Origin of the sequence: Novacetimonas hansenii JCM 7643 (genome assembly GCF_000964405.1) — a bacterium.
GTDB lineage: Bacteria > Pseudomonadota > Alphaproteobacteria > Acetobacterales > Acetobacteraceae > Novacetimonas > Novacetimonas hansenii.
Window position 1 is genome coordinate 1 of the sequence record NZ_BANE01000325.1, and the last position, 20,945, is coordinate 20,945.

Here is a 20,945-nt window from a genome sequence, read left to right on the forward strand (position 1 = left end):
GCGGGCGCCAAAATATTGCCCCCCCCCCCATCGCGGCGCCCGCGCCACCATCAGCCGACCGCCCTCAACCCGCGCCCCCGGACAGTCGCCCCCAAACGATCACCATCGAACGATCACCATCGGACAGCCGCCCTTAAAGTCGGCCACCATCAATCACGCGGCATCTCAATCACCCAGCGGCGGGGGCACACGCGCCTCGGCCACGACGGCGGCCTGTCGCTGCGCCAGCTTCGCGCTGTCGAAATCCTCGATCATTTCCTGAAACAGGCGATACCAGTTCAGCCGCGCCCGAAGCCGCAGGAACACACTGCCCAGCCCGATGGCCGAACGGTCCACCAGCACGAACGGACGTGGCGGGCGCACGCCGCCGGTGCGTTTCAGGCCGGCATAGACCTTTTCCGCCACGGCACGACCATATTGCGGGTCGTTATCCTCCTGAATGGCGCGGACACGGTCCTGCATCAGCGGTTCATAGATGAAGCGTGCCCATTCATTGAGTACACGCATCGTCTCACGCGACATGTTGGCAAAGCCCCAGCCCTGATAGGCATGATAGGCCAGTTCCTCGTCATTGGTTTCCAGCGCACGGTACAGGTCGATGATCCCCTGCACAAAAGAAGGCGGGAAGATGCGGATCGCCCCGAAATCCAGCAGGTTGATGCCATAATCGTCGCGCACGGTGAAATTGCCCATGTGCGGATCGCCATGGATGACACCATAACGATAGAGTGGGATATACCATGCATGAAACAGCGAACGCGCCATCATGTTGCGCTGTTCCTGGTCGGGATTGGTATCGAGCACCTTTTGAATGCCGCGCCCGTCCACCCATTGCATCGTCAGCAGCCGCTGGGTGCATAATGGCTCGATCGGGGCGGGAACCGTCACATCGGGTGATCCCGCCAGCATGAGGCGATACAGCCGCATGTTCGCCGCCTCACGCGTGTAATCAAGCTCTTCGTAAAGCCGCGCCTCAAGCTCCTCCAGCACATCATCCTGCTGGATGGTGCTGTCGATGCGATAAAACAGGCCAACCGCCATGCGGAACTGCCGCAGGTCGGATTCGACCGTGGCCTTCATGTCAGGATATTGCAGCTTGCACGCCACGACGCGACCATCGGGCAGCACCGCGTGATGCACCTGCCCCAGGCTGGCGGCGGCGGACGCCTCGCGCCCGAAGGTGCGGAAATTACGTTCCCAGTTGGGGCCAAGTTCACTGGCCATACGCCGGCGCACGAAATTCCACCCCATCGCCGGGGCATTGGCCTGCAACTGCGCCAGTTCGGTTGCATATTCCTCCGGCAGGGCGCCGGGGATGGTGGACAAAAGCTGCGCGCCCTTCATCAGCGGCCCCTTCAGACCGCCAAGCGCGGTCTTCAGATCCCCCGCATGCATCACCTTGTCAGAGCGGAAGCCCATCTTGTGCCCGGCAATCCGGGCCGCGATTCCCCCCATCGTGCCGGAGGTACGGACCATGCGGCGAAATTCGCCAAACAGCCCGCTGTTATCGAGATCCCGTTCTTCCGCCACGTCAGATACGCTCCAGTTCATCAATAAATCCGGCGATCACATCCAGCCCCCGGTTCCAGAAACCGGGGTCCGCCGCATCCAGCCCGAACGGCGCCAGCAATTCGCGATGCCGTTTTGTCCCGCCCGCGCGCAACATATCCAGATACTTGTCCTGAAAACCCGGATGCCCGGACTGAAAGACATCATACAGCGCGTTCACAAGACAGTCACCAAACGCATAGGCATAGACGTAGAATGGCGAATGGATGAAATGCGGCACATATGTCCAGTAAACATCGTAATCGGGCGTGAATTCAAAGGCTGGGCCAAGGCTTTCGGCCTGCGTCTCGCGCCAGATTTCGCCAATGCGTTCAGGCAGCAGTTCGCCAGAGCGCCGCTCCTCATGCACCAGCGTTTCAAAGCGGTAGAACGCAACCTGGCGCACGACGGTGTTGAGCATGTCCTCCACCTTCGCCGCAAGCATCAGGCGACGGCGCGCGGGATCGGCCTGCGCATCCAGCAGCGCGCGGAAGGTCAGCATTTCGCCAAACACGCTGGCCGTTTCCGCCAGCGTCAGCGGCGTGCCCGACATCAGGTATCCCTGCGCGCCAGCCAGCACCTGATGCACCCCATGACCCAGTTCATGCGCCAGCGTCATCACATCACGCGTGCGCCCGCGATAATTCAGCAGGAGATAGGGATGCGCTGACGGCACGGTCGGGTGCGCAAACGCGCCGGATGCCTTGCCCGGCACCGGCGGCGCGTCGATCCATGCATTGTCAAAGAACCGGCGGCCGATTTCCCCCATGCGCGGGTCGAACCCTTCATACGCGCCAAGCACCTGCGCGGTCGCATCCGCCCATGGGATCAGCGGTTCATCCTGCGTCGTCAGCGGGGCGTTACGATCCCAGTACTGAAGCTTTTCCACCCCCAGCCATTTCGCCTTGAGCGCATAATAGCGGTGCGACAGGCGTGGATAGGACGCGGTCACGGCCTGTACCAGCGCATCGACGACACCGTCTTCCACCATGTTCGCACAGTTACGCGCCGAGGTCGGGCGCGGATAATGGCGCAGCGTATCGGTAATGGCCTTGTCCTTCGCCAGCGTGTTCGTCACCAGCGAAAACAGGCGGATACGTTCCTGCAACGTCGCCCCCACCGCCCTGGCCGCATCCGCACGCGCCATGCGATCGGGCGAGGACATGCGATCAAGCGCCGCGCCAAGGGTCAGTTCCTCCCCCGCCAGCGGCACACGCAGGCTGGCCATCGTCTCGTCAAACAGACGGTTCCACGCGGCGGCCCCGGTGACGGATTTCTCATGCAGGACAGATTCAACCTCGTCGGAGAGCTGATACGGGCGGAACACGCGCAGGTCGCGGATGAACGGCGCCCAGTGCGCCAGCGCGGGATCGGCCATCTGCCGCGCCATCACATCATCGGGGATGCGGTTCATTTCCAGCGTAAAGAACAGCAGGTGCGTGGAAATGGCCGTCAGCCGTTCATTCACCGACTGGCTGAAGCGCGCGATCTTCGCATCCGCAGAATTGGCGGCGAACAGCAACTGCGCATAGGACGCGGCCCGGCCCAGCACCTCGTCAATCCGCTGATATTCAACGATGGCCGACGCCACCGCCGCGCCGTCGGCCTGCGCCAGACGCCCACGCCACGCATCGGCGAATGCGCGGGCGTCTTCTTCCGCCTGTTCAAGGTCCGTCTGCAGACGTGGCGATTCGGGGCTGTCATACAGGTCGCGCAGGTCCCATCGCGGCAGGGCCCCGTCATGTGGGGACGCGACACTCCCGCCCCCTTCGGCAGGGGAGGACACACGCACGCCGCGCGGGAAGGCATGGGAAAAATACAGATCGGACATCGGACCATTACCCGTCATCGCAACAGGCCCGCGCAACACCGTCACGCAGACCCTGAGTTCCAGTACCGGGGAATCTAGTCCCTCTGCCCCGCCAGTGCGACCCCCTGATGCCACATTCCGCGAAAACAGGTCGCAAAAGCAGGCCGCAAAAGCAGACAGGGCCGGGAAGAAAATCCCCGGCCCTGTCATCATGTTTCCCAATGTCGCGTAACGCGCGTATCAGGCGCTGCGCGGCAGTTCGGCAGGGGCAAAGCCAATCACCTTGGCATATTCGCGCGGTACGACATGCCAAAAACGCGGCAGAACCTTGTCCCAGTTATGCAACAGAAGTTCGGCATAGCGGCTGCTGGTTTCACGTGCATGGGTTTCCACCTGCTCACGCAGGGTGGCTTCCCATTTCGGGTCATTCACCCGCGTCCATGTCAGGGTATCGGGGTTCACCCGTTCCTCGAACGTGCCGCTTGCGTCATAGATAAAGGCCATGCCGCCGGTAAAGCCCGCGCCGAAATTGTCCCCGATCTCGCCCAGGATCACCACGAGGCCACCGGTCATGTATTCACACCCGTTGGAGCCACAGCCCTCCACCACGCCGATCGCACCGGAATTACGCACGGCAAAGCGTTCGCCCGCCTGTCCCGCCGCATATAGCGCACCCGCCGTGGCGCCATACAGCACGGTATTGCCGATAATGGCGTTTTCGTTGGACACAAGGTTCGACGAAGGTGACTGCCGCACGATGATCGTCGCCCCCGACAGGCCCTTGCCAACATAATCGTTGGCATCACCCAGCACCTCAAGCTTCAGCCCCTGCACCGCGAACGCCCCCAGCGACTGCCCCGCCGAACCACGCAGGCGCACCGTCAGGTGGCCGGGCACCAGCTTGTCCATGCCGAACTGCCGCACGATCAACGAGGAAATGCGTGTGCCGATCGCGCGATGGGTGTTCTGCACGTTGTACTGCAGCTGCATCTTCTCCCCATGGTCAAACAGGGGGCGGGCATCCGCAATCATCTGCGCATCCAGCGTCTCGGGCACCTCGTTGCGCCCTTCACGCGTGCAATAACGCGCATGCGGCCCTGGATCCGCCTGCGCAAGCAGGGAATTAAGGTCAAGATCATCAAGATAATCCGCGCCACGCAGCACCTGATGCAGCAGGTCAGTGCGGCCGATCACCTCATTCAGCGTCGCAAAGCCCAGCGAGGCAAGGATGTTGCGCACGTCCTCGGCAATGAAGGAGAACAGGTTGATGACCTTCTCCGGCGTGCCTTCGAACTTCTTGCGCAGATCATCGTCTTGCGTACACACGCCCACGGGACAGGTGTTGGAATGGCACTGGCGCACCATGATGCAGCCCATGGCGACAAGGCTTGCGGTGCCGATGCCGAATTCCTCCGCCCCCAGCATGGCCGCGATCACCACGTCACGCCCGGTCTTCAGCCCGCCATCGGTGCGCAGCTTTACCCGGTGACGCAGGCGGTTGAGCATCAGCACCTGGTGCGCCTCCGCAAGGCCCAGTTCCCAGGGCATGCCGGCATATTTGACCGAAGATTGCGGGCTGGCGCCCGTGCCGCCGGAATGGCCTGAAATCAGGATCGCATCCGCCTTCGCCTTTGCCACGCCAGCGGCAATCGTGCCGATGCCAGAACGCGCGACCAGCTTCACAGTCACCGTGGCCTCGGGGTTGATCTGCTTGAGGTCGTATATGAGCTGCGCCAGATCCTCGATGGAATAGATGTCATGGTGCGGCGGGGGGGAAATCAGCGTCACCCCCGGCGTCGCATGACGCAGCTTCGCGATCAGGCCCGTCACCTTGAAGCCGGGAAGCTGCCCGCCCTCGCCCGGTTTCGCGCCCTGCGCCATCTTGATCTCGATTTCGCGGCAGTCATTGAGGTACTGCGCGGTCACACCAAAACGACCCGAGGCAATCTGCTTGATCGCGGAGGACGCATTGTCCCCATTGGCGCGCGGTTTCGCACGGGCAGGATCTTCGCCGCCTTCACCCGAATCCGATTTCGCGCCAATGCGGTTCATCGCGATCGACAGGGTTTCATGCGCTTCGGGGCTGAGTGCGCCAAGCGAGATACCCGGCGCGATCAGGCGCTTGCGCAGTTCGGTGATGCTTTCGACCGATTCCACCGCGATGGGCGTACGCCCCCCACGGAAATCCAGCAGATCACGCAGCGCAACCGGCGGCTGGCGACGCACCGCATCGGCATAACGCTGATAGATGGTGAAGCTGTCGGTTGCCACCGCCGTTTGCAGCATGTGGATCAACGTGCCGTCAAAGGCATGCACCTCGCCAGTGCGACGCAGCTTGTAGCGGCCACCAACCGGCAGGGATTCGATCTGGCGATCCCATGCCTTTTCATGGAAACTCAGCACATTGCGGGCAATGCCCAGCAGGCCGATGCCCGAGATGCGCGAGGGCATGCCGGGGAAGAATTCCGCCGTCAGCGCGCGTGACAGCCCGATCGCCTCGAAATTATAACCGCCGCGATAGGCAGAGACGACGGAAATGCCCATCTTGGACATGATTTTCAGCAGGCCCTTATTGACGGCCTTGCGGTAACGCTCCACCGCGTCCCCAAAGGACAGGTCGCCAAACAGGCCGCGCCGGTGGCGGTCGGCGATGCTTTCCTGCGCCAGATAGGGATTGACGGTGGTTGCCCCCACCCCGATCGTCACCGCGATGGCATGGACATCCAGCGCCCCCGCCGAACGCACGTTAAGGGAGGTGAACGTCCGCAGCGACTGCCGCACAAGGTGCGTATGCACCGCCGCCGTCGCAAGGATCATGGGGATATAGGCGCGTTCGGCCGACTGGTGTTCGTCCGTCAGGAAGACATGGGTGCAGCCACGGCGGACATGGTCCTCGGCCTCCGTGCGGATGCGTGCGATGGCCTCACGCAGGCCGGATTCCCCATCGGCCGCGGGAAAGGTGCAGTCGATGACGCAGGCATTTTCGCCACAGAACTCCCGCAGCGCCTTGAACTCACCCGTGGTCAGGACCGGACTGGGAAGCTGGAGCAGGTCGCACTGCGTCTCGCTTTCCTCAAGAATGTTGCCAAGGTTGCCCAGACGCGTCGCAAGGCTCATCACCCGCGTTTCACGCAGGCTGTCGATGGGCGGGTTCGTGACCTGGCTGAAGGCCTGGCGGAAATAATGCGCCAACCCGCGATAGCGCGTGGACAGCACCGCAAGTGGCGTGTCATCGCCCATCGAGCCGATGGCCTCGCCCGCGTTTTCAACCATCGGCTGGAGGATCACCTCCAGCTCTTCAAGTGTGGTGCCGACCGCAAGCTGGCGACGGCGCAGGTTTTCGCCCTGATAGAGGCTGATTTCCCCGCTATTGGTGCGCACAAGGCACGAAATGTCGCGCGTGCGCTTTACCCACCCGGCAAAATCCTGCCGTGCGGACAGCAGGTCGAGCAGTTGGTCGTTATTGTAAAGCTTCGCTTCCTTAAGGTCGAGGGCCAGCGACTGCCCCGGCCCAAGGCGGCCACGGCTGACGATGTCGGCCTCGGGCACCTTGACCATCCCGGTTTCGGACCCCACGATCAGCAGACCACCTGACGTGACGGTATAGCGAAGGGGGCGCAGGCCACTGCGGTCAAGCCCGGCGAGCATCCACCGCCCGTCGGTCGCACACAGCGCCGCCGGCCCGTCCCACGGCTCCATCACCGCATTGCAGTAGGAATACATGTCCTTGTGCCGCTGCGGCATGGCGGAATTGCCGCCAACGCTGGCAGGCACCATCAGGCAGCGCGCCATCGGCGCATCGCGCCCGGCAAAGGTCAGCAGTTCAAAGACGTTATCAAGGCACGCCGTATCCGACCCCTGCGCCTGCACCACGGGCTTGAGATCGTCCATATACGGGTCAAGCACAGGATCGGCCAACCGCGTCTCGTGGCTTTTCATCCAGTTGACGTTGCCGGAAATCGTATTTATCTCCCCATTATGGGCCAGGCGGCGGAACGGCTGCGCCAGCTTCCATGTCGGGAAGGTATTGGTGGAATAACGCTGGTGATAGATCGCAAAGCGGCTGACGAAACGCGGGTCGAGCAGGTCGGGATAGAACTCCGTCAGGTGCTCGGCAAGGAACATGCCCTTGTAGATCAGCGACCGGCACGACAGGGAACACACATACAGGTCCACCTGATTGGCGATTGCGCTTTTTTCGATCCGGCGACGGATGACATACAGGTCACGCTCGAACGCATCCTCCTGCGTGCCGGGCGTGTTGCGGATCAGGATCTGTTCGATTTCGGGGCGGGTGGCGTTCGCCTTGTCCCCGATGCAATCGGTATTGATCGGCACCTGGCGCCAGCCATAGATCGCATATCCGAAGGCAAGGATCTCGCTCTCGATGATCTGGCGGCAGCGTTCCTGGGCCGCGATGTCCGTCTTGGGCAGGAAGATCATGCCCACCGCGATCTGGCTGTCCACGCTGGCGTCGCCGCCGATATGGATGGCATCGGCAAAGAAATCCTGCGGGATTTCCACATGGATACCCGCCCCGTCGCCGGTCTTGCCATCGGCATCGACCGCGCCACGGTGCCACACCGCCTTAAGCGCCGCGATCCCGGCCTCCACCACGTCGCGCCGCGGCTTGCCATCAAGGGCGGCAACCATGCCGACACCACAGGCATCATGTTCCTGCGTCGGGTCATACAGGCCGGAAATCGCCTCGGCATTGTCGCGCCATTCGCGCACGAAATCCTCGGTCTGGGCCGTGTTCTGTGCTGTGTGCTGGTCCATTGTCATCACTCCGCCGCTTCGGCGCGCACGGCCGCTGCGGTCTCAAGCCAGCGGTGCATCTGCGCCGCCGCGTCGCGTCCATCGCGGATGGCCCACACCACAAGGCTGGCCCCGCGCACGATATCACCGGCGGCGAACACGCCGGGCAGGCTGGTCATAAAGCTGTGGCGGTCCACCATAAGTGTGCCCCAGCGCGAAACCTCAAGGTCGGGCTGCCCCCACAGGGTCGGCAGCGGTTCGGGGTCAAAGCCAAGCGCCTTGACCACAAGATCGGCCTCCAGCGTAAAGGCGCTGCCTTCCACCGGTTCCACCGACTGTCGGCCGCTGGCATCGGGCAGGCCAAGCTTCATGCGCACGGCGCGCACGCCGGTCACATGCGCATCGCCAAGGAAGGCCTCCGGCCCTGCGAGCCAGACGAACTCCACCCCTTCTTCTTCCGCGTTCTTCACCTCCCGCACGGAGCCGGGCATATTGGCGCGATCGCGGCGATACAGGCATTTGACCGAACGCGCGCCCTGGCGGATGGCGGTGCGCACGCAATCCATCGCCGTGTCGCCCCCCCCGATCACAACCACCGATTTGCCCGCGGCGTTCAGCGCACCACTGTCATAATCCGCCACGCTGTCACCAAGGGAGACACGGTTCGACGCCGTGAGGTAATCAAGCGCGCGCACGATCCCGCCAAGCCCCGCGCCGGGGCCACCGATATCACGCGACTTGTACACGCCCGTGGCGATCAGCACCGCGTCATGGCGGTCACGCAGGGTGGAAAATGCGATCGTGCCATCCCCGTCCACATCGCCAATGCCCACGCCAAGGTGGAAGGTGACGCCAGAATCCTCAAGCAGGCGATGGCGGCGCAGGACAATGTCCTTCTCCAGCTTGAAACCGGGGATGCCATACATCATCAGCCCGCCGATACGGTCGTAACGGTCATAGACATGGACCTGAAAGCCGAGTTCACGCAGTTGCACGGCCGCGGCAAGGCCACCCGGACCGGCCCCGACAATGCCCACCGTCTGCGTGCGTTCGGTCACGGGACGCACGGGCTGGACCCATCCCTGTTCGAACGCGGTATCGGTGATGAAGCGTTCCACCGCGCCGATGGTAACACTTTCGAATCCCGGCTCGATCACGCAGTTACCTTCGCACAGGCGGTCCTGCGGGCAGATGCGGCCACAGATCTCGGGGAAGTTGTTGGTGGCGGAGGAAACTTCATAGGCTTCCTCCAGCCGTCCGGCCGCCGTCATCATCAGCCAGTCGGGAATATTATTGCCCAGGGGACAGTGTACGGAACAAAACGGCACCCCACACTGTGAACAGCGTGACGCCTGTGTTTCGGCCTGCTGGCGCGGCAGTTCGTCATAGATTTCATTGAAATCCTTACGCCGTGAGTCCGCAGGCCGCTTTTCAGGCTGCTCCTGCGCCACGGAGACGAATTTCAGCATGCGCTCTGCCATTGGCCTGCCCCTTGGGTCTGAAAACATGCGGGCGCACCCCTGCGCGCCCGGGTTGAGCCACACCTACGCAAGCCACGGCGCAAATAAAAGACAGCATTACTGACCTTTTTGCGAAAAATCGGCAAAATCTCGCCGCATGGGCCGCAAAACCCACCCCAGGGTCAGGCCGAACGAAAACGGGCAAGATATTGTGGTACGGCAATTTCCAGCGAAAGCGGCGAAATCCCCAGATGCGCAAGGCCACGCATCCCCGGCGCCACCACATTATCGACATAGAGCATGGACAACTGATCGCGTGTCAGCATCCTGCCCGGCAGGTGTTCAAGGCATGATGCCTGTATCCGCGCCAGCCAGGGCGGCACGGCGAAGACACGACGGGGATGTCCTGCCGCGCGCATGATCCAGCGCACCATGTCCTGCATGCGCCACACACGCGGGCCACCAAGTTCGAAAATACTCCCTGCAAAAATATCTTCTGCGGAACTTCCCTCCACCACGCCCGCACCCCGGCCGAGGCCACGCGCAATGCGGCGGATCGCCTCTGCCACGTCTGCCACATGGACGGGCTGGAATCGCGTCATCCCGCCATAGACCGGCATGACCGGCAGGTAGCGCGCCATGGCGGCGAACATGTTGGTAAAATGATCCTCCGCCCCGAAAATGATGGACGGGCGCACGATCACCGCCTCCGCCATATGGCGCTGTACCTCGACCTCGCCCCGCCCCTTGCTGCGGCCATAGTCAGAGATGCCATCGGGGTCCGCGCCGATGGCCGACATATGCACAAGCGCCCCCACACCGGCCGATGCACACAGCCGCGCCACACGGGCGGCCGCATCAACATGCACTGCCGTGAAACCGGCATGCCGCCCAGGCGCCAGTATCCCGACAAGATTGACGACAAGGTCGCTGCCTTCGATTGCAGCAACGCTGGAACGTTCCTCAAGCACGGAAGCATAGAGCGGGACGACCTGCCCCACATCGCCAAACAGACGCATCCCCGCCGCCCGGTCCGGACGGCGGGAGGCGACGCGCACGACATAGCCATCCCGCGCCAGCCGCGCGACCACATACCGCCCCACGAAGCCTGTCCCGCCAAATACCGTTGCGACCTTGCGAATATCCATCCGACACCCCTTCCTGACCTGAACGCCCATCCCCCCGATGCAGCGATGGTGGAACCACCATCATGGGCCAGCGTCGCCACGCATGCACGTCATTCCCACATGTCCATGCCCACATGGGAAAAAGGGCGGTTTTCCGCGCCCTGTTTCAAAAAACACCATCAAATTCAAAAAAATACGCAAACCCCTGTTGACCACCGCGACAACCCGGACTAGAAACCGCCTCACACCACCCCGGCAACGGGGAGCCTCTGAGCCCAGATGGCGGAATTGGTAGACGCGCAGGTTTCAGGTACCTGTGGCCGCAAGGTCGTGGAAGTTCGAGTCTTCTTCTGGGCACCAGGATTTTTCCAAAGAAAAATCAGGACAAATCCTACCGGGACATACCCGGTAGGGATTTCCCTCCCGATGCAATCGGATGGCCATGGGCCGTCCAAAGTCCCAAATAGTTGGACGTTCGCATCAATCCCCCCTGTTCCCGATACAAATTTCGTGTAAACCGCGACAATGTTAACCCTGTCGGCATCATGCTGGCTGGAGGCCAACGGTGGCGCGGCGTGCCCTGGGTCCGGGCCTTGCTGTCCCGCACCGCCGGAAATACCGCCTGCCGCTCCACGCTGCATGCCACGGACAGACACCGTTACGGAGCACGACCCCCGATGCCACAGACCACCGTTCCCGACACCATCCATTTCCATCGTGGCGACCTGCCCCATGATGTGGTTTTTTCGGGTGCGGTTGCCGTCGATACGGAAACGATGGGCCTCAATCCCCACCGCGACCGGCTGTGCCTTGTACAACTGTCGGATGGTGACGGGCATGCCCACCTGGTACAGGTTCCGGCGGGGGCCACGGCAGCGGATTTCCCGAACATGCTCGCGGTGCTGACGGACCCGTCCGTGACGAAGCTGATGCATTTCGCGCGGTTTGACGTTGCCATCTTGCAATATACTTTCGGCATCACGGTCGCGCCGTGCATCTGTACCAAGATCGCGTCAAAGCTTGTGCGGACCTATACCGAACGTCATGGGCTGGCCCACCTGTGCCGCGAACTGCTTGGGGTGGAACTCAGCAAGCAGCAGCAGAGTTCCGATTGGGGCGCACCGGACCTGACCCCTGAACAGATGACCTATGCCGCATCGGACGTGCTGTACCTCCATGCGCTGTGGGCACGGCTGGAGGCGCTGCTGGTGCGTGAGGGGCGGCGCGAACTGGCACAGGCGTGCTATGACTTCATGCCCACGCGCGCACGGCTCGACATCCTTGGTTACGAGGACCCGGACCTGTTCGCCCACCGGGCGGCCTGAAACCCGCACCATTCCCCCACCAGCCCCGATGCGCGCGGGGCGCCATTGACGGCAATACAGAAAACAACAGGCATGACCGACAGCCTCCAGCCCCATCCGAACCATGGTCCCGTCAGCACGGACCAGACCGATATGATCGAATCGGCATGCAAGGTCCTGCAGACCGAGTGCGACGGTTTGGCGCGCATGATGGATGCGCTGCGCCAGGCGCTTGGCCCGGCGCATGAGGGCATGGGGGCATCCGACCTCGGGCTGGCGTTCATCCGCACGGTAAAGGCCCTGTCGATGCCCGCGCGGCGGGTCGTGGTGACGGGCATTGGCAAATCGGGGCATATCGGGCGCAAGATCCAGTCCACCCTGGCCTCCACCGGGACACCGTCGATTTTCGTCCACCCTGCCGAGGCCTCGCACGGGGACCTGGGCATGCTCCAGCCGGGGGATGCGATCCTTGCACTGTCCAATTCGGGGGAGACATCGGAACTGGCGGATATCGTCTCGCACGCGCGGCGGTTCGGGCTGCTGCTGATCGCGATGACCGCGCGTGCCGATTCGACCCTGGCGCGGGCGGCGGACATCGCACTGGTCCTGCCCCAGACGCCCGAGGCCTGCCCCATGGGTCTGGCGCCCACCACCAGTTCGACCATGCAGCTCGCGCTGGGCGATGCATTGGCGATCGTACTGCTGACACAGCGCGGCTTTGGCGCGGATGATTTCGGGATCTTCCATCCCGGTGGCCGCCTGGGGGCGCAGTTGCGTGACGTGCGCGCGCTGATGCATGTCGGGCCGAGCATGCCGCTCGGCTCCGCCGATCTGCCGCTGCGTCAGGTCATCATGGAAATGACGCACAAGGCCTTTGGCTGCATGGGTGTGGTCCGTGATGACGGCACGCTGGTGGGGCTGATTACCGATGGCGACCTGCGCCGCGCGCTGGAACAGGACATTGACGGCACCCGCGCCGCAGACATCATGAACACGAACCCGCAGACGATCCGCCCCGATGTACTGGCGGTGGATGCGCTGCGGATCATGAATGACCGCCCACGGCCGATCACCAGCCTGTTCGTGCTGGACGCTGAGCGCCACCCGATCGGCATCCTGCATATCCATGACCTGCTGCGTGCCGGGGTGGCATGAACGACAGGCCGCCCGAAGATCCCCCCCACGATCCAGCCCACGATCTGTCGGCACGGCCGTCCGATGACACGGCTGCGCGCGACGGGGACATGTCCGGGGGCGGCATACAGCGCGAGGATTACGCCCGTTCGGCGGAAGATATCGCCCGGCAGCGCAGCATTTTCGATACCCGCTCCATCCGGCAGCGGCTTTTGCCCAACGCAAACGACCTTGCACGGCGACGTGCGATCATGCGTTCGGCCAAATGGGCGCTGCCGCTGACCGCACTGGTGCTGCTGGGGTCGATCGCGGCGTGGCCCGCCGTGGAACGCGCGGTCATCATGCATCGTGGCACGATGGCGCAGATGTCGCATGTACGCGTCAAGAGTGGCAGCATGCTCAATGCCACCTATCGCGGGGTGGACGACCATGGCCATCCCTTCATGGTGACGGCAAGCGAGGCGCGCCAGATCTCCCCCGAACGCATCGACCTGACCACCCCGCAGGCCGATACCCTGCTGGGACCGAATAACTGGGTCTATGTCACGGCGCGCAATGGCGTCTATATCCAGCATAGCCAGCTTCTGGACCTGACACAGGACGTAATGCTTTATCGTAGCGATGGAACCACCATGTACAGCCCTACTGCGGATATTGACATGAAACACGGCGTCATCGTGTCCGATAGCTGGATCCATTCCGAAGGCCCGTTCGGCGTCCTTGACACGCAAGGGGCGATGCTGCTGATCCGCGATGGCATCATGCAGTTCCGTGGCCCGGGGCGCCTGCTTCTCAACACCACGCATGGCGGCCCGGCAGACGGCCCCGGCACACAGGTTTCCACCGGAACCCCCATCACCCCCCCAATCAAAACCACCGTCAAAACCCCCGTCATGTCACCGGCCGGAGGAAAACACTGATGCGCGGGCATGCCCTCGCCTCCGTGCTGCTTGCTGGTGCGACATTCGCCACGGCCTGCACCACCCCGGCCCTTGCACAGGGGCTGGATATGTCGCAGGGCGGACAGGTCAGCATCACGGCGGCGGGCGGGTTCGACTGGGACCAGAATACCCAGACCGTCACGGCCTATGACCGGGCACAGGCCGTGCGCGGCAATGTCACGGTGCGCGCGGATCGCCTGATCGCCTATTATCGCAAGAAAACGCCCGGCGCGCACACGGCACAGGCCCCCACGCCCGCCCCCATATCGGCGACTGCGCCCGGACATGTATCAGGGAATGCGTCCGGGAATGCCAATGCCTCTGGAAATGCATCCGGGGTCACGCCACCCGGGGCGAGCCCCGCCGCCATATCCGCGGCATCCCCGCAATCATCGCCCCCGATCACGCAGCAGGCCGACCCGTCATCTTCTGCGGTGCAGGACCCCGCCACCGATGCCCCGCCCCCCGATGCCTCAATCCGGGCGACGCACCCGGCGGACAGGGCGCATCCGACATCACCGGGCAAGGCCCCTGCCCCGGCGCAGCCCCGGCAGGCGACGGCGGTTTCCGCTGCCTCCCCCGTGAACAGCCCATCAGCTGTTCCCGCACCTGCCACGCAGCCGGGCGGCGCACCTGTCACCACGCCCCCGGCAGTGACACCCGCGACATCAGGAACACCCAAGGCGGCGGGTGGCGACCCTGATGTCGATACCAGCCTTGTGACCCATTCCGATACGCTGCCAGAGGATCTACCGCCCCCTGACCGGCCTGCATCCCATGCCATGGGTCATGACAATGGCCCTGCCCCCGGCGACTCCTCCCCCGGCAATGGCGGGAGCGAGGTCTATCGCCTTGAAGCGGTGGGACATGTCCATATCTTTACCAACACCGACCAGGCATGGGGCGACAGGGCGGTGTATGACATGGACCAGGCCGTGCTGGTCATGACCGGCAAGAACATGAAGATGACCACCCCGCAGGATATCCTGACGGCGCGTGACACGGTGGAATACCATTCACGCGACCATATGTCCGTCAGCCGGGGCGACGCCACATTGACCACCAATGACGGCAGGCAGATGCGCGCCGATATTCTGGTGGGCTATGACCGGCCAAAGACGGCCCGCCCACCGCACACGCAGGCCGGACATGACGCAGGCGGCGCGGGCGCAATCGACCGTGTTGATGCCTTTGGCCATATCCTGATCCGCACACAAAGCGAGGCCGTCACCGGCGATCGGGGCGTTTATGTCCCCGACAGCGCAATCGCGCGGATCGTGGGCAATGTCCACATCTCTCGCGGGTTGAACCAGATCAGCGGCGCCGCCGCGATCGTGAACATGCGCACGGGTATCGCCACCCTGACGGACACGCCGGGATCGCGCGTCAGCGGGCTTGTCGTGCCCAACCAGGCCGGAACCGGCAACAAGGGAACCACGAAATGAATATGTCCGACGCTGCCCTGTCCGCATCCGCCACCCCCGTCCCGGCCCCCGGCGCATCCGGCACACCCGACACGATACCGGGCGGGGGCCTGATCGCCAGTGGCATCGGCAAGAGCTATCGCAAGCGTTCGGTCGTGCGTGACGTCTCGCTTCAGGTGCAGCGGGGCGAGGCGGTGGGCCTGCTCGGCCCCAATGGCGCGGGCAAGACCACCAGCTTTTACATGATTGTGGGGCTGGTGCGTCCCGATATCGGCACCATCACACTTGATGGCGCGGATATCACGCAGCTTCCGATGTATCGCCGCGCACGCATGGGAATTGGCTACCTGCCGCAGGAATCGAGCATTTTTCGCGGCCTGAATGTGGAACAGAACATCATGGCCGCGCTGGAAATCGTCGAACCCGACGCGGACCGGCGGCAGACGATGCTGGACGGGCTGCTTGGTGAATTCGGTATCACACGACTGCGCCACTCTCCCTCGCTTGCGCTGTCGGGCGGGGAACGCCGACGTCTGGAGATCGCGCGCGCACTCGCCAGCCAGCCGCATTACATCCTCCTTGACGAACCGCTTGCGGGGATCGACCCCATCGCAGTGGGCGAGATCCGCGACCTTGTCGCCCATCTCAAGGATCGGGGCATCGGCGTGCTGATTACCGACCATAACGTGCGCGAGACACTCGAAGTGATCGACCGTGCCTATATCATGCATAGCGGACAGGTCCTGACCGAGGGCAGGCCAGAGGAAATCGTCGCCAACGAGGACGTCCGCCGTGTTTATCTTGGGGAAAAATTTACCCTCTGATTCCAGCCATCTGAGCACAGGACACAGGTTGCATCGAAAAACATGCCGCCTTGCATGCAAAGAAGGAATGGACAGCGCCACCCCAAATATGTCCAATGGAGTTTCCGGCCTTCACCACAGTGAGGGTCGGAACTGGTGCAACAGAGTGAACCTGACGCCAGGGCAGGCCGTGCATACGGAGCGGGGATTTCCAGACCTGATACGATAATGGCCCATCGCCTGTTTCCGTCTCTGCACGTGGCTTCCTTGGCAATAACAAGGAGTGGTCCCTTATGCACATCAGCGTTGCTGGCAAGCAGATCGACCTGTCTGACGCCCTGAAATACCGCGTAACCGATCATCTGGACCGCATTTCGGAAAAATACTTTGGACAGGCGATGGAAGCCCGCGTCACCTTCAGCCGTGCGCGTTCATTCTTTACCTGCGACATCAACCTCCATGCATCGCGTGGACTGACACTGCGTGGCGAGGGCGAGGCCGCGGACGCCCATGGCGCGTTTGATGACGCCGCCGAACATATCGCCAAGCGCCTGCGCCGCTATCACCGCAAGGCAACCAACCACGGGCACCTGCGGTCGCGCACCGTCCCGACGGAAATGGGGCGCAGCTATGTCCTGCGTCCGGGGGGGGACATCCCCGCGCGTGAGGATGGGCGTCAGGCGGCCTCCACCGATGGCATGGACGAGGATACGGACCCTGCGTTGGGTGGGGCAGGTCCGTATGCCACCATCATCGCCGAGCGCCCGACCGACATCGCAACGCTGAGTGTCAGTGAAGCGGTCATGCGACTCGACCTTGCGGATGTGAAACTGATGATGTTCCGCAATAGCAGCAGCGACGAGATCAATATCATTTACCGCCGCGACGACGGCAATATCGGCTGGCTTGACCCTTCGGGCCGCGCATAGCCATGAAAAAGGCCGCCCCATCGAAAAACGGGGCGGCCATCAGGCGATGCGGGCGACAGGTTCAGTGAACCAGTGCGGGCACCATTTCATGTTCCAGCACGGCGGTAATCGCCATGTCGCGATCCGGCGTCAGGGCCATGGGCGTACCGTCCGCGGCATGGATGGCGAACGCTTCCTCCCCATCCACGACGACTTCCTTTATGTACGCCACATATTCCATTCCCAGCGCACGCATCTGGCTATCGCTCAGCGTATGCACATCCATCGGCAGGCTGTTGCCCGTTTCGCATGGCACGATCCGACCGTTACGGAGTGTTGTCCTCAATTGCATGCCCTCCAGCAGCCGCGAAAACGCCCCTGGGGACGCCATTCGCATTTACATGATAACATGGGTGGACGGCCTTCCCCCCTCATTCATCATCAATCACCCGCACGACATGCTGCTTGCGCATGCCGGGGACATCAACGACCGGCGCACCGCGATCAAGGATTGACGGACCTTTCGCGATCTCGATCTTGCGCACCCGCACTTCGGGTTGGGGCCGGTGCAGTTCTATGTGCAACAGGCCATTATCCATCCATGCGCCGCCGATCTCGATCCCCTCGGCCATGACAAAGGCCTTCTGGAACTGCCGTGCGGCAATGCCACGGTGCAGGAACACGCGCCCCTGCCCGTCATCCCCCTGGCGTCCGCGGATCACCAGCTGGTTGTCTTCCTGGGTGATATGCAGATCATCCATCATGAACCCCGCCACCGCCAGCGTAATACGCAGGGTCGTGGGGCTGACCTGTTCTATGTTGTATGGCGGATACCCGTCCGACGCATTCTTGGATGCACGTTCCAGCATCTGTTCCAGATGATCAAAACCAAGAAACATGGGGGATCCGAACACTCTTCCCGACACTCAGGCCTCCTCAATTCCAGAGCGAGACGATAACAAGGGATGGACCCGTCACGGCATCCACCCTGTCCCACGATATGGGACATCCGCGCCGGCGTGCAAGGGAACTGTCCCCCGGGCGCCACAGCCGGGAACAAAAGCACGGGCATGAAAATGGGCATACATGGTAAAAACACGCCCCATGGCGCATGGAACCTCTGGCATCCGGGGCGCAGGATCGCTAAATCGCGAACATGATAGATCAAGATGTCATTGCAGCGGCCACGCCGATGCCGATCCTTGTCGCCCCGCAGGCGATCCTCCGTCAGAAAACGCGCCTTGTCCGCCCCGAGGACACCGCACAACTGCGCGAAGCCATACCGCGCATGTTCGCCGCGATGTACAAGGCCCCCGGCATCGGCCTTGCCGCGCCACAGGTTGGCCTTGGCCTGCGCTTTGCCCTTGTGGATGTTGCCGACAAGGACGAGGCACGCAACCCGATGGTGCTGATTAATCCCGACATCATCGCCGAAACCGAAACCATGTCCGTGCGCGAAGAGGGGTGCCTGTCGCTTCCCAACCAGTATGCCGAGGTGGCCCGCCCCGAAAGCGTGCGCGTGCGGTATCAGGATCTGGAGGGCAAACGCCACGAGATCGAGGTGGACGGCCTGCTTGCCACCTGCATCCAGCACGAGATCGACCATCTGGAGGGAATCCTGTTCGTCGATCACCTCTCCGCACTCAAACGCAACATGATCATGCGCCGCCTGGCCAAGGAACAGCGGCTCAGGCACTGATTGCCCCTGCGACTTGCCCCTGCGACGGCCACACGCCCGGTGACGTGGCGCGTGGCGCGCCCGCCGTGCGACCTTCCCGCGCCCATGGGCTTGCCCCCGCGGCATCACCCGGCGCGCTTTCCCCCGATGGAACGACATCATGCGCCTTGCCTTCATGGGAACCCCCGACTTTGCCGTACCGGCCCTGCAGGCCCTGCACGCCGCCGGACATGAAATTGTCGTGGTCTATACACAGCCCCCCCGCCCCGCCGGCCGGGGCAAGAAGGAACGCCCGTCGCCCGTGCATGTCGCGGCGCAGGAATTGGGGATCGCAGTGCGCACGCCCCTGTCGCTGCGTCGCGATACGGCGGAACACGATCATTTCACCGCACTGCGACTCGATGCGGCAGTGGTCGCGGCCTATGGGCTGATCCTGCCGGTCGCCATGCTTGATTCGCCCGCGCATGGATGCCTCAACATCCATGCCAGCCTGCTGCCACGCTGGCGCGGGGCGGCCCCGATACAGGCGGCGATCCTGGCGGGAGACCGTGAAAGTGGCGTGACCATCATGCAGATGGATGCGGGGCTGGATACCGGTGCGATGCTGTGCGAAGGCCGCGTCGCCCTTACCCCGCGTACCACGGCAACCAGCCTGCATGACGACCTTGCCGCCATGGGCGCACGCCTTGTGGTCGAGACCCTGCGTACTATCCCGCCCCCCCGTCCGCAGCCGGAAGAGGGCGTGACCTATGCCGCGCGCCTGACGCGCGAGGATGGGCGCCTGCGGTGGGACAGACCTGCTGATATGCTGGACCGGCAGGTGCGCGCCATGACGCCATGGCCCGGTACCTTCACCCTGCTGGCGGGGGAGACGATCAAGATCGGGGCCGTTACGATGGACCCCACCCCCACCACAGCGGCGCCGGGCACGATCGTGGACGACCGCCTGCTGGTTGCCTGCGGGAATGGCACGACCCTGCGGATCACACGCCTGCAACGCCCCGGACGCGGCATGATGGAGGCCGACGCCTTCCTGCGTGGACAGGCTGTGCCTACAGGCACCCGTTTCGACCTGCCCCAGCCATGAACGACGAAACCACACCCCCCGCATGGGGGGGACTGCCACCCGGATTTGTCCCCCCCCGTGCCAAAGCACCGAAAAACATACGTCGCTGGGCGGTCAGGATCGAATATGACGGGCGTGACTTTGTCGGCTGGCAACGTCAGGCGTCGGGCCTGACCTCGGTCCAGGGCGTGCTGGAGGCAGCCGCCACGCGCCTGACCGGTGGCCGTCCCGTCATCAGCATCACCGCCGGACGCACCGATTCCGGCGTACATGCCACCGGGCAGGTCGCGCACCTGGATTTCCCCGATGACATTCCATTAAGCAGCACCGCAGTGCGCGACGCACTGAATTACCACATGAAGCCGCACCGTGTGGCCATCCTGATCGCGCGTCCCGTCCTGCCGAACTGGAGCGCCCGTTTCTCCGCCATCCTGCGATCCTACCGCTATCGCATCATCAACCGCAGCGCCCGCCCCACACTGGACGAAGGACGTGTGTGGCACGTACGCCAGCCGCTGGATGTGGACCTGATGCGCCAGGCCGCGCAATTCCTGATTGGACGGCATGATTTCACCACGTTCCGTGCCTCTGCCTGTCAGGCGAAAAGCCCGGTCCGCACACTCGACAGGCTGGATATCCATCGGGAGGGGGAGGAGATCGTCATTGTGACAGAAGCCCGCGCCTTCCTGCATCATCAGGTGCGCAACATGACCGGAACCCTCAAGATGGTGGGCGAAGGAAGCTGGTCGGTCGAACGGGTGGGACAGGCGCTGGCGGCGTGTGATCGCCGCGCCGGTGGCCCGACGGCCCCGGCGGAAGGGCTGTACCTGACCGGCGTGGCCTACCCCGAAGACCCGTTCGCGAAATAACGCCGCACACCCGATGACAAGGCCCCAGAGGGCTACGGCGTGTCGTCAGTTAAGCCCTGAGAGACCGTTTGAAAACAAATCATTGATAAAAAGAAAAGTTTTTGGGTGCCGCCTT

16 protein-coding genes and 1 tRNA gene are annotated in these 20,945 nt (G+C 63.2%); 10 read left to right on the forward strand and 7 right to left on the reverse strand.

The features are described 5' to 3' along the window. Window positions 1-165 precede the first annotated feature (165 nt). The 5 genes from B7G66_RS15975 to B7G66_RS15995 all read right to left on the reverse strand — a co-directional run bounded on the left by B7G66_RS15975 (window position 166) and on the right by B7G66_RS15995 (window position 10,724). Window positions 166-1,551, reverse strand: coding sequence for an ABC1 kinase family protein (locus tag B7G66_RS15975; RefSeq protein WP_040510482.1), 1,386 nt, complete (start codon window positions 1,549-1,551; stop codon window positions 166-168). Next, window positions 1,532-3,379, reverse strand: a complete 1,848-nt coding sequence (locus B7G66_RS15980) for a M3 family oligoendopeptidase (RefSeq protein ID WP_040511609.1) — start codon at window positions 3,377-3,379, stop codon at window positions 1,532-1,534. The genes B7G66_RS15975 and B7G66_RS15980 overlap by 20 nt, the downstream gene beginning before the upstream one ends. Window positions 3,380-3,598: 219 nt before the next feature. Continuing rightward, a complete protein-coding gene (gene gltB, locus B7G66_RS15985; RefSeq protein WP_003618132.1) occupies window positions 3,599-8,137 on the reverse strand; it encodes a glutamate synthase large subunit in 4,539 nt (1,512 codons plus the stop codon). A 5-nt stretch (window positions 8,138-8,142) separates the two neighbouring features. Continuing rightward, complete coding sequence (locus B7G66_RS15990) at window positions 8,143-9,597, reverse strand: NAD(P)-dependent oxidoreductase (RefSeq protein WP_003618130.1); 1,455 nt, start codon at window positions 9,595-9,597, stop codon at window positions 8,143-8,145. Between the two features lie 161 nt (window positions 9,598-9,758). After that, window positions 9,759-10,724, reverse strand: a complete 966-nt coding sequence (locus B7G66_RS15995; protein ID WP_003618128.1) for a complex I NDUFA9 subunit family protein — start codon at window positions 10,722-10,724, stop codon at window positions 9,759-9,761. A gap of 252 nt (window positions 10,725-10,976) precedes the next feature. Between B7G66_RS15995 and B7G66_RS16000 the strand changes: the two genes are divergently transcribed. The 7 genes from B7G66_RS16000 to hpf all read left to right on the forward strand — a co-directional run bounded on the left by B7G66_RS16000 (window position 10,977) and on the right by hpf (window position 17,238). Continuing rightward, window positions 10,977-11,063, forward strand: a tRNA-Leu gene (locus B7G66_RS16000). A gap of 317 nt (window positions 11,064-11,380) precedes the next feature. After that, the gene (locus tag B7G66_RS16005) at window positions 11,381-12,028 is read left to right on the forward strand and encodes a ribonuclease D (protein ID WP_003618124.1); all 648 of its coding nucleotides are present in this window, start codon (window positions 11,381-11,383) and stop codon (window positions 12,026-12,028) included. A 132-nt stretch (window positions 12,029-12,160) separates the two neighbouring features. After that, window positions 12,161-13,162 carry a KpsF/GutQ family sugar-phosphate isomerase gene (locus B7G66_RS16010; RefSeq protein ID WP_225578852.1) on the forward strand — a complete coding sequence of 334 codons (1,002 nt, stop codon included), beginning with the start codon at window positions 12,161-12,163 and terminating at the stop codon, window positions 13,160-13,162. 89 nt (window positions 13,163-13,251) lie between these two features. Beyond that, window positions 13,252-14,061 carry an LPS export ABC transporter periplasmic protein LptC gene (gene lptC / locus B7G66_RS16015; RefSeq protein WP_141312874.1) on the forward strand — a complete coding sequence of 270 codons (810 nt, stop codon included), beginning with the start codon at window positions 13,252-13,254 and terminating at the stop codon, window positions 14,059-14,061. A 455-nt stretch (window positions 14,062-14,516) separates the two neighbouring features. Then, complete coding sequence (locus tag B7G66_RS16020) at window positions 14,517-15,527, forward strand: hypothetical protein (RefSeq protein WP_456306326.1); 1,011 nt, start codon at window positions 14,517-14,519, stop codon at window positions 15,525-15,527. Next, on the forward strand, window positions 15,524-16,330 hold the full coding sequence (gene lptB, locus B7G66_RS16025; RefSeq protein WP_003618115.1) for an LPS export ABC transporter ATP-binding protein: 807 nt from the start codon (window positions 15,524-15,526) through the stop codon (window positions 16,328-16,330). The genes B7G66_RS16020 and lptB overlap by 4 nt, the downstream gene beginning before the upstream one ends. A gap of 272 nt (window positions 16,331-16,602) precedes the next feature. Further along, window positions 16,603-17,238, forward strand: a complete 636-nt coding sequence (gene hpf, locus B7G66_RS16030; RefSeq protein WP_003618113.1) for a ribosome hibernation-promoting factor, HPF/YfiA family — start codon at window positions 16,603-16,605, stop codon at window positions 17,236-17,238. Between the two features lie 61 nt (window positions 17,239-17,299). Here hpf and B7G66_RS16035 read toward each other — a convergent pair whose 3' ends face one another. Both B7G66_RS16035 and B7G66_RS16040 read right to left on the reverse strand, forming a co-directional pair. Beyond that, window positions 17,300-17,608: a DUF1150 family protein gene (locus B7G66_RS16035; RefSeq protein WP_003618111.1), complete on the reverse strand. Its 309-nt coding sequence runs from the start codon at window positions 17,606-17,608 to the stop codon at window positions 17,300-17,302. Window positions 17,609-17,648: 40 nt separating this feature from the next. Next, complete coding sequence (locus tag B7G66_RS16040; RefSeq protein ID WP_003618109.1) at window positions 17,649-18,116, reverse strand: Hsp20 family protein; 468 nt, start codon at window positions 18,114-18,116, stop codon at window positions 17,649-17,651. Between the two features lie 257 nt (window positions 18,117-18,373). Between B7G66_RS16040 and def the strand changes: the two genes are divergently transcribed. From def to truA, 3 genes are all read left to right on the forward strand, one after another. Next, entirely contained in the window at window positions 18,374-18,916 is a 543-nt protein-coding gene (gene def, locus B7G66_RS16045) for a peptide deformylase (RefSeq protein WP_003618107.1), read from the forward strand. A gap of 139 nt (window positions 18,917-19,055) precedes the next feature. Next, entirely contained in the window at window positions 19,056-19,982 is a 927-nt protein-coding gene (fmt, locus tag B7G66_RS16050) for a methionyl-tRNA formyltransferase (protein ID WP_003618106.1), read from the forward strand. Next, window positions 19,979-20,830 carry a tRNA pseudouridine(38-40) synthase TruA gene (gene truA / locus B7G66_RS16055; protein WP_003618104.1) on the forward strand — a complete coding sequence of 284 codons (852 nt, stop codon included), beginning with the start codon at window positions 19,979-19,981 and terminating at the stop codon, window positions 20,828-20,830. The genes fmt and truA overlap by 4 nt, the downstream gene beginning before the upstream one ends. Window positions 20,831-20,945 lie beyond the last annotated feature (115 nt).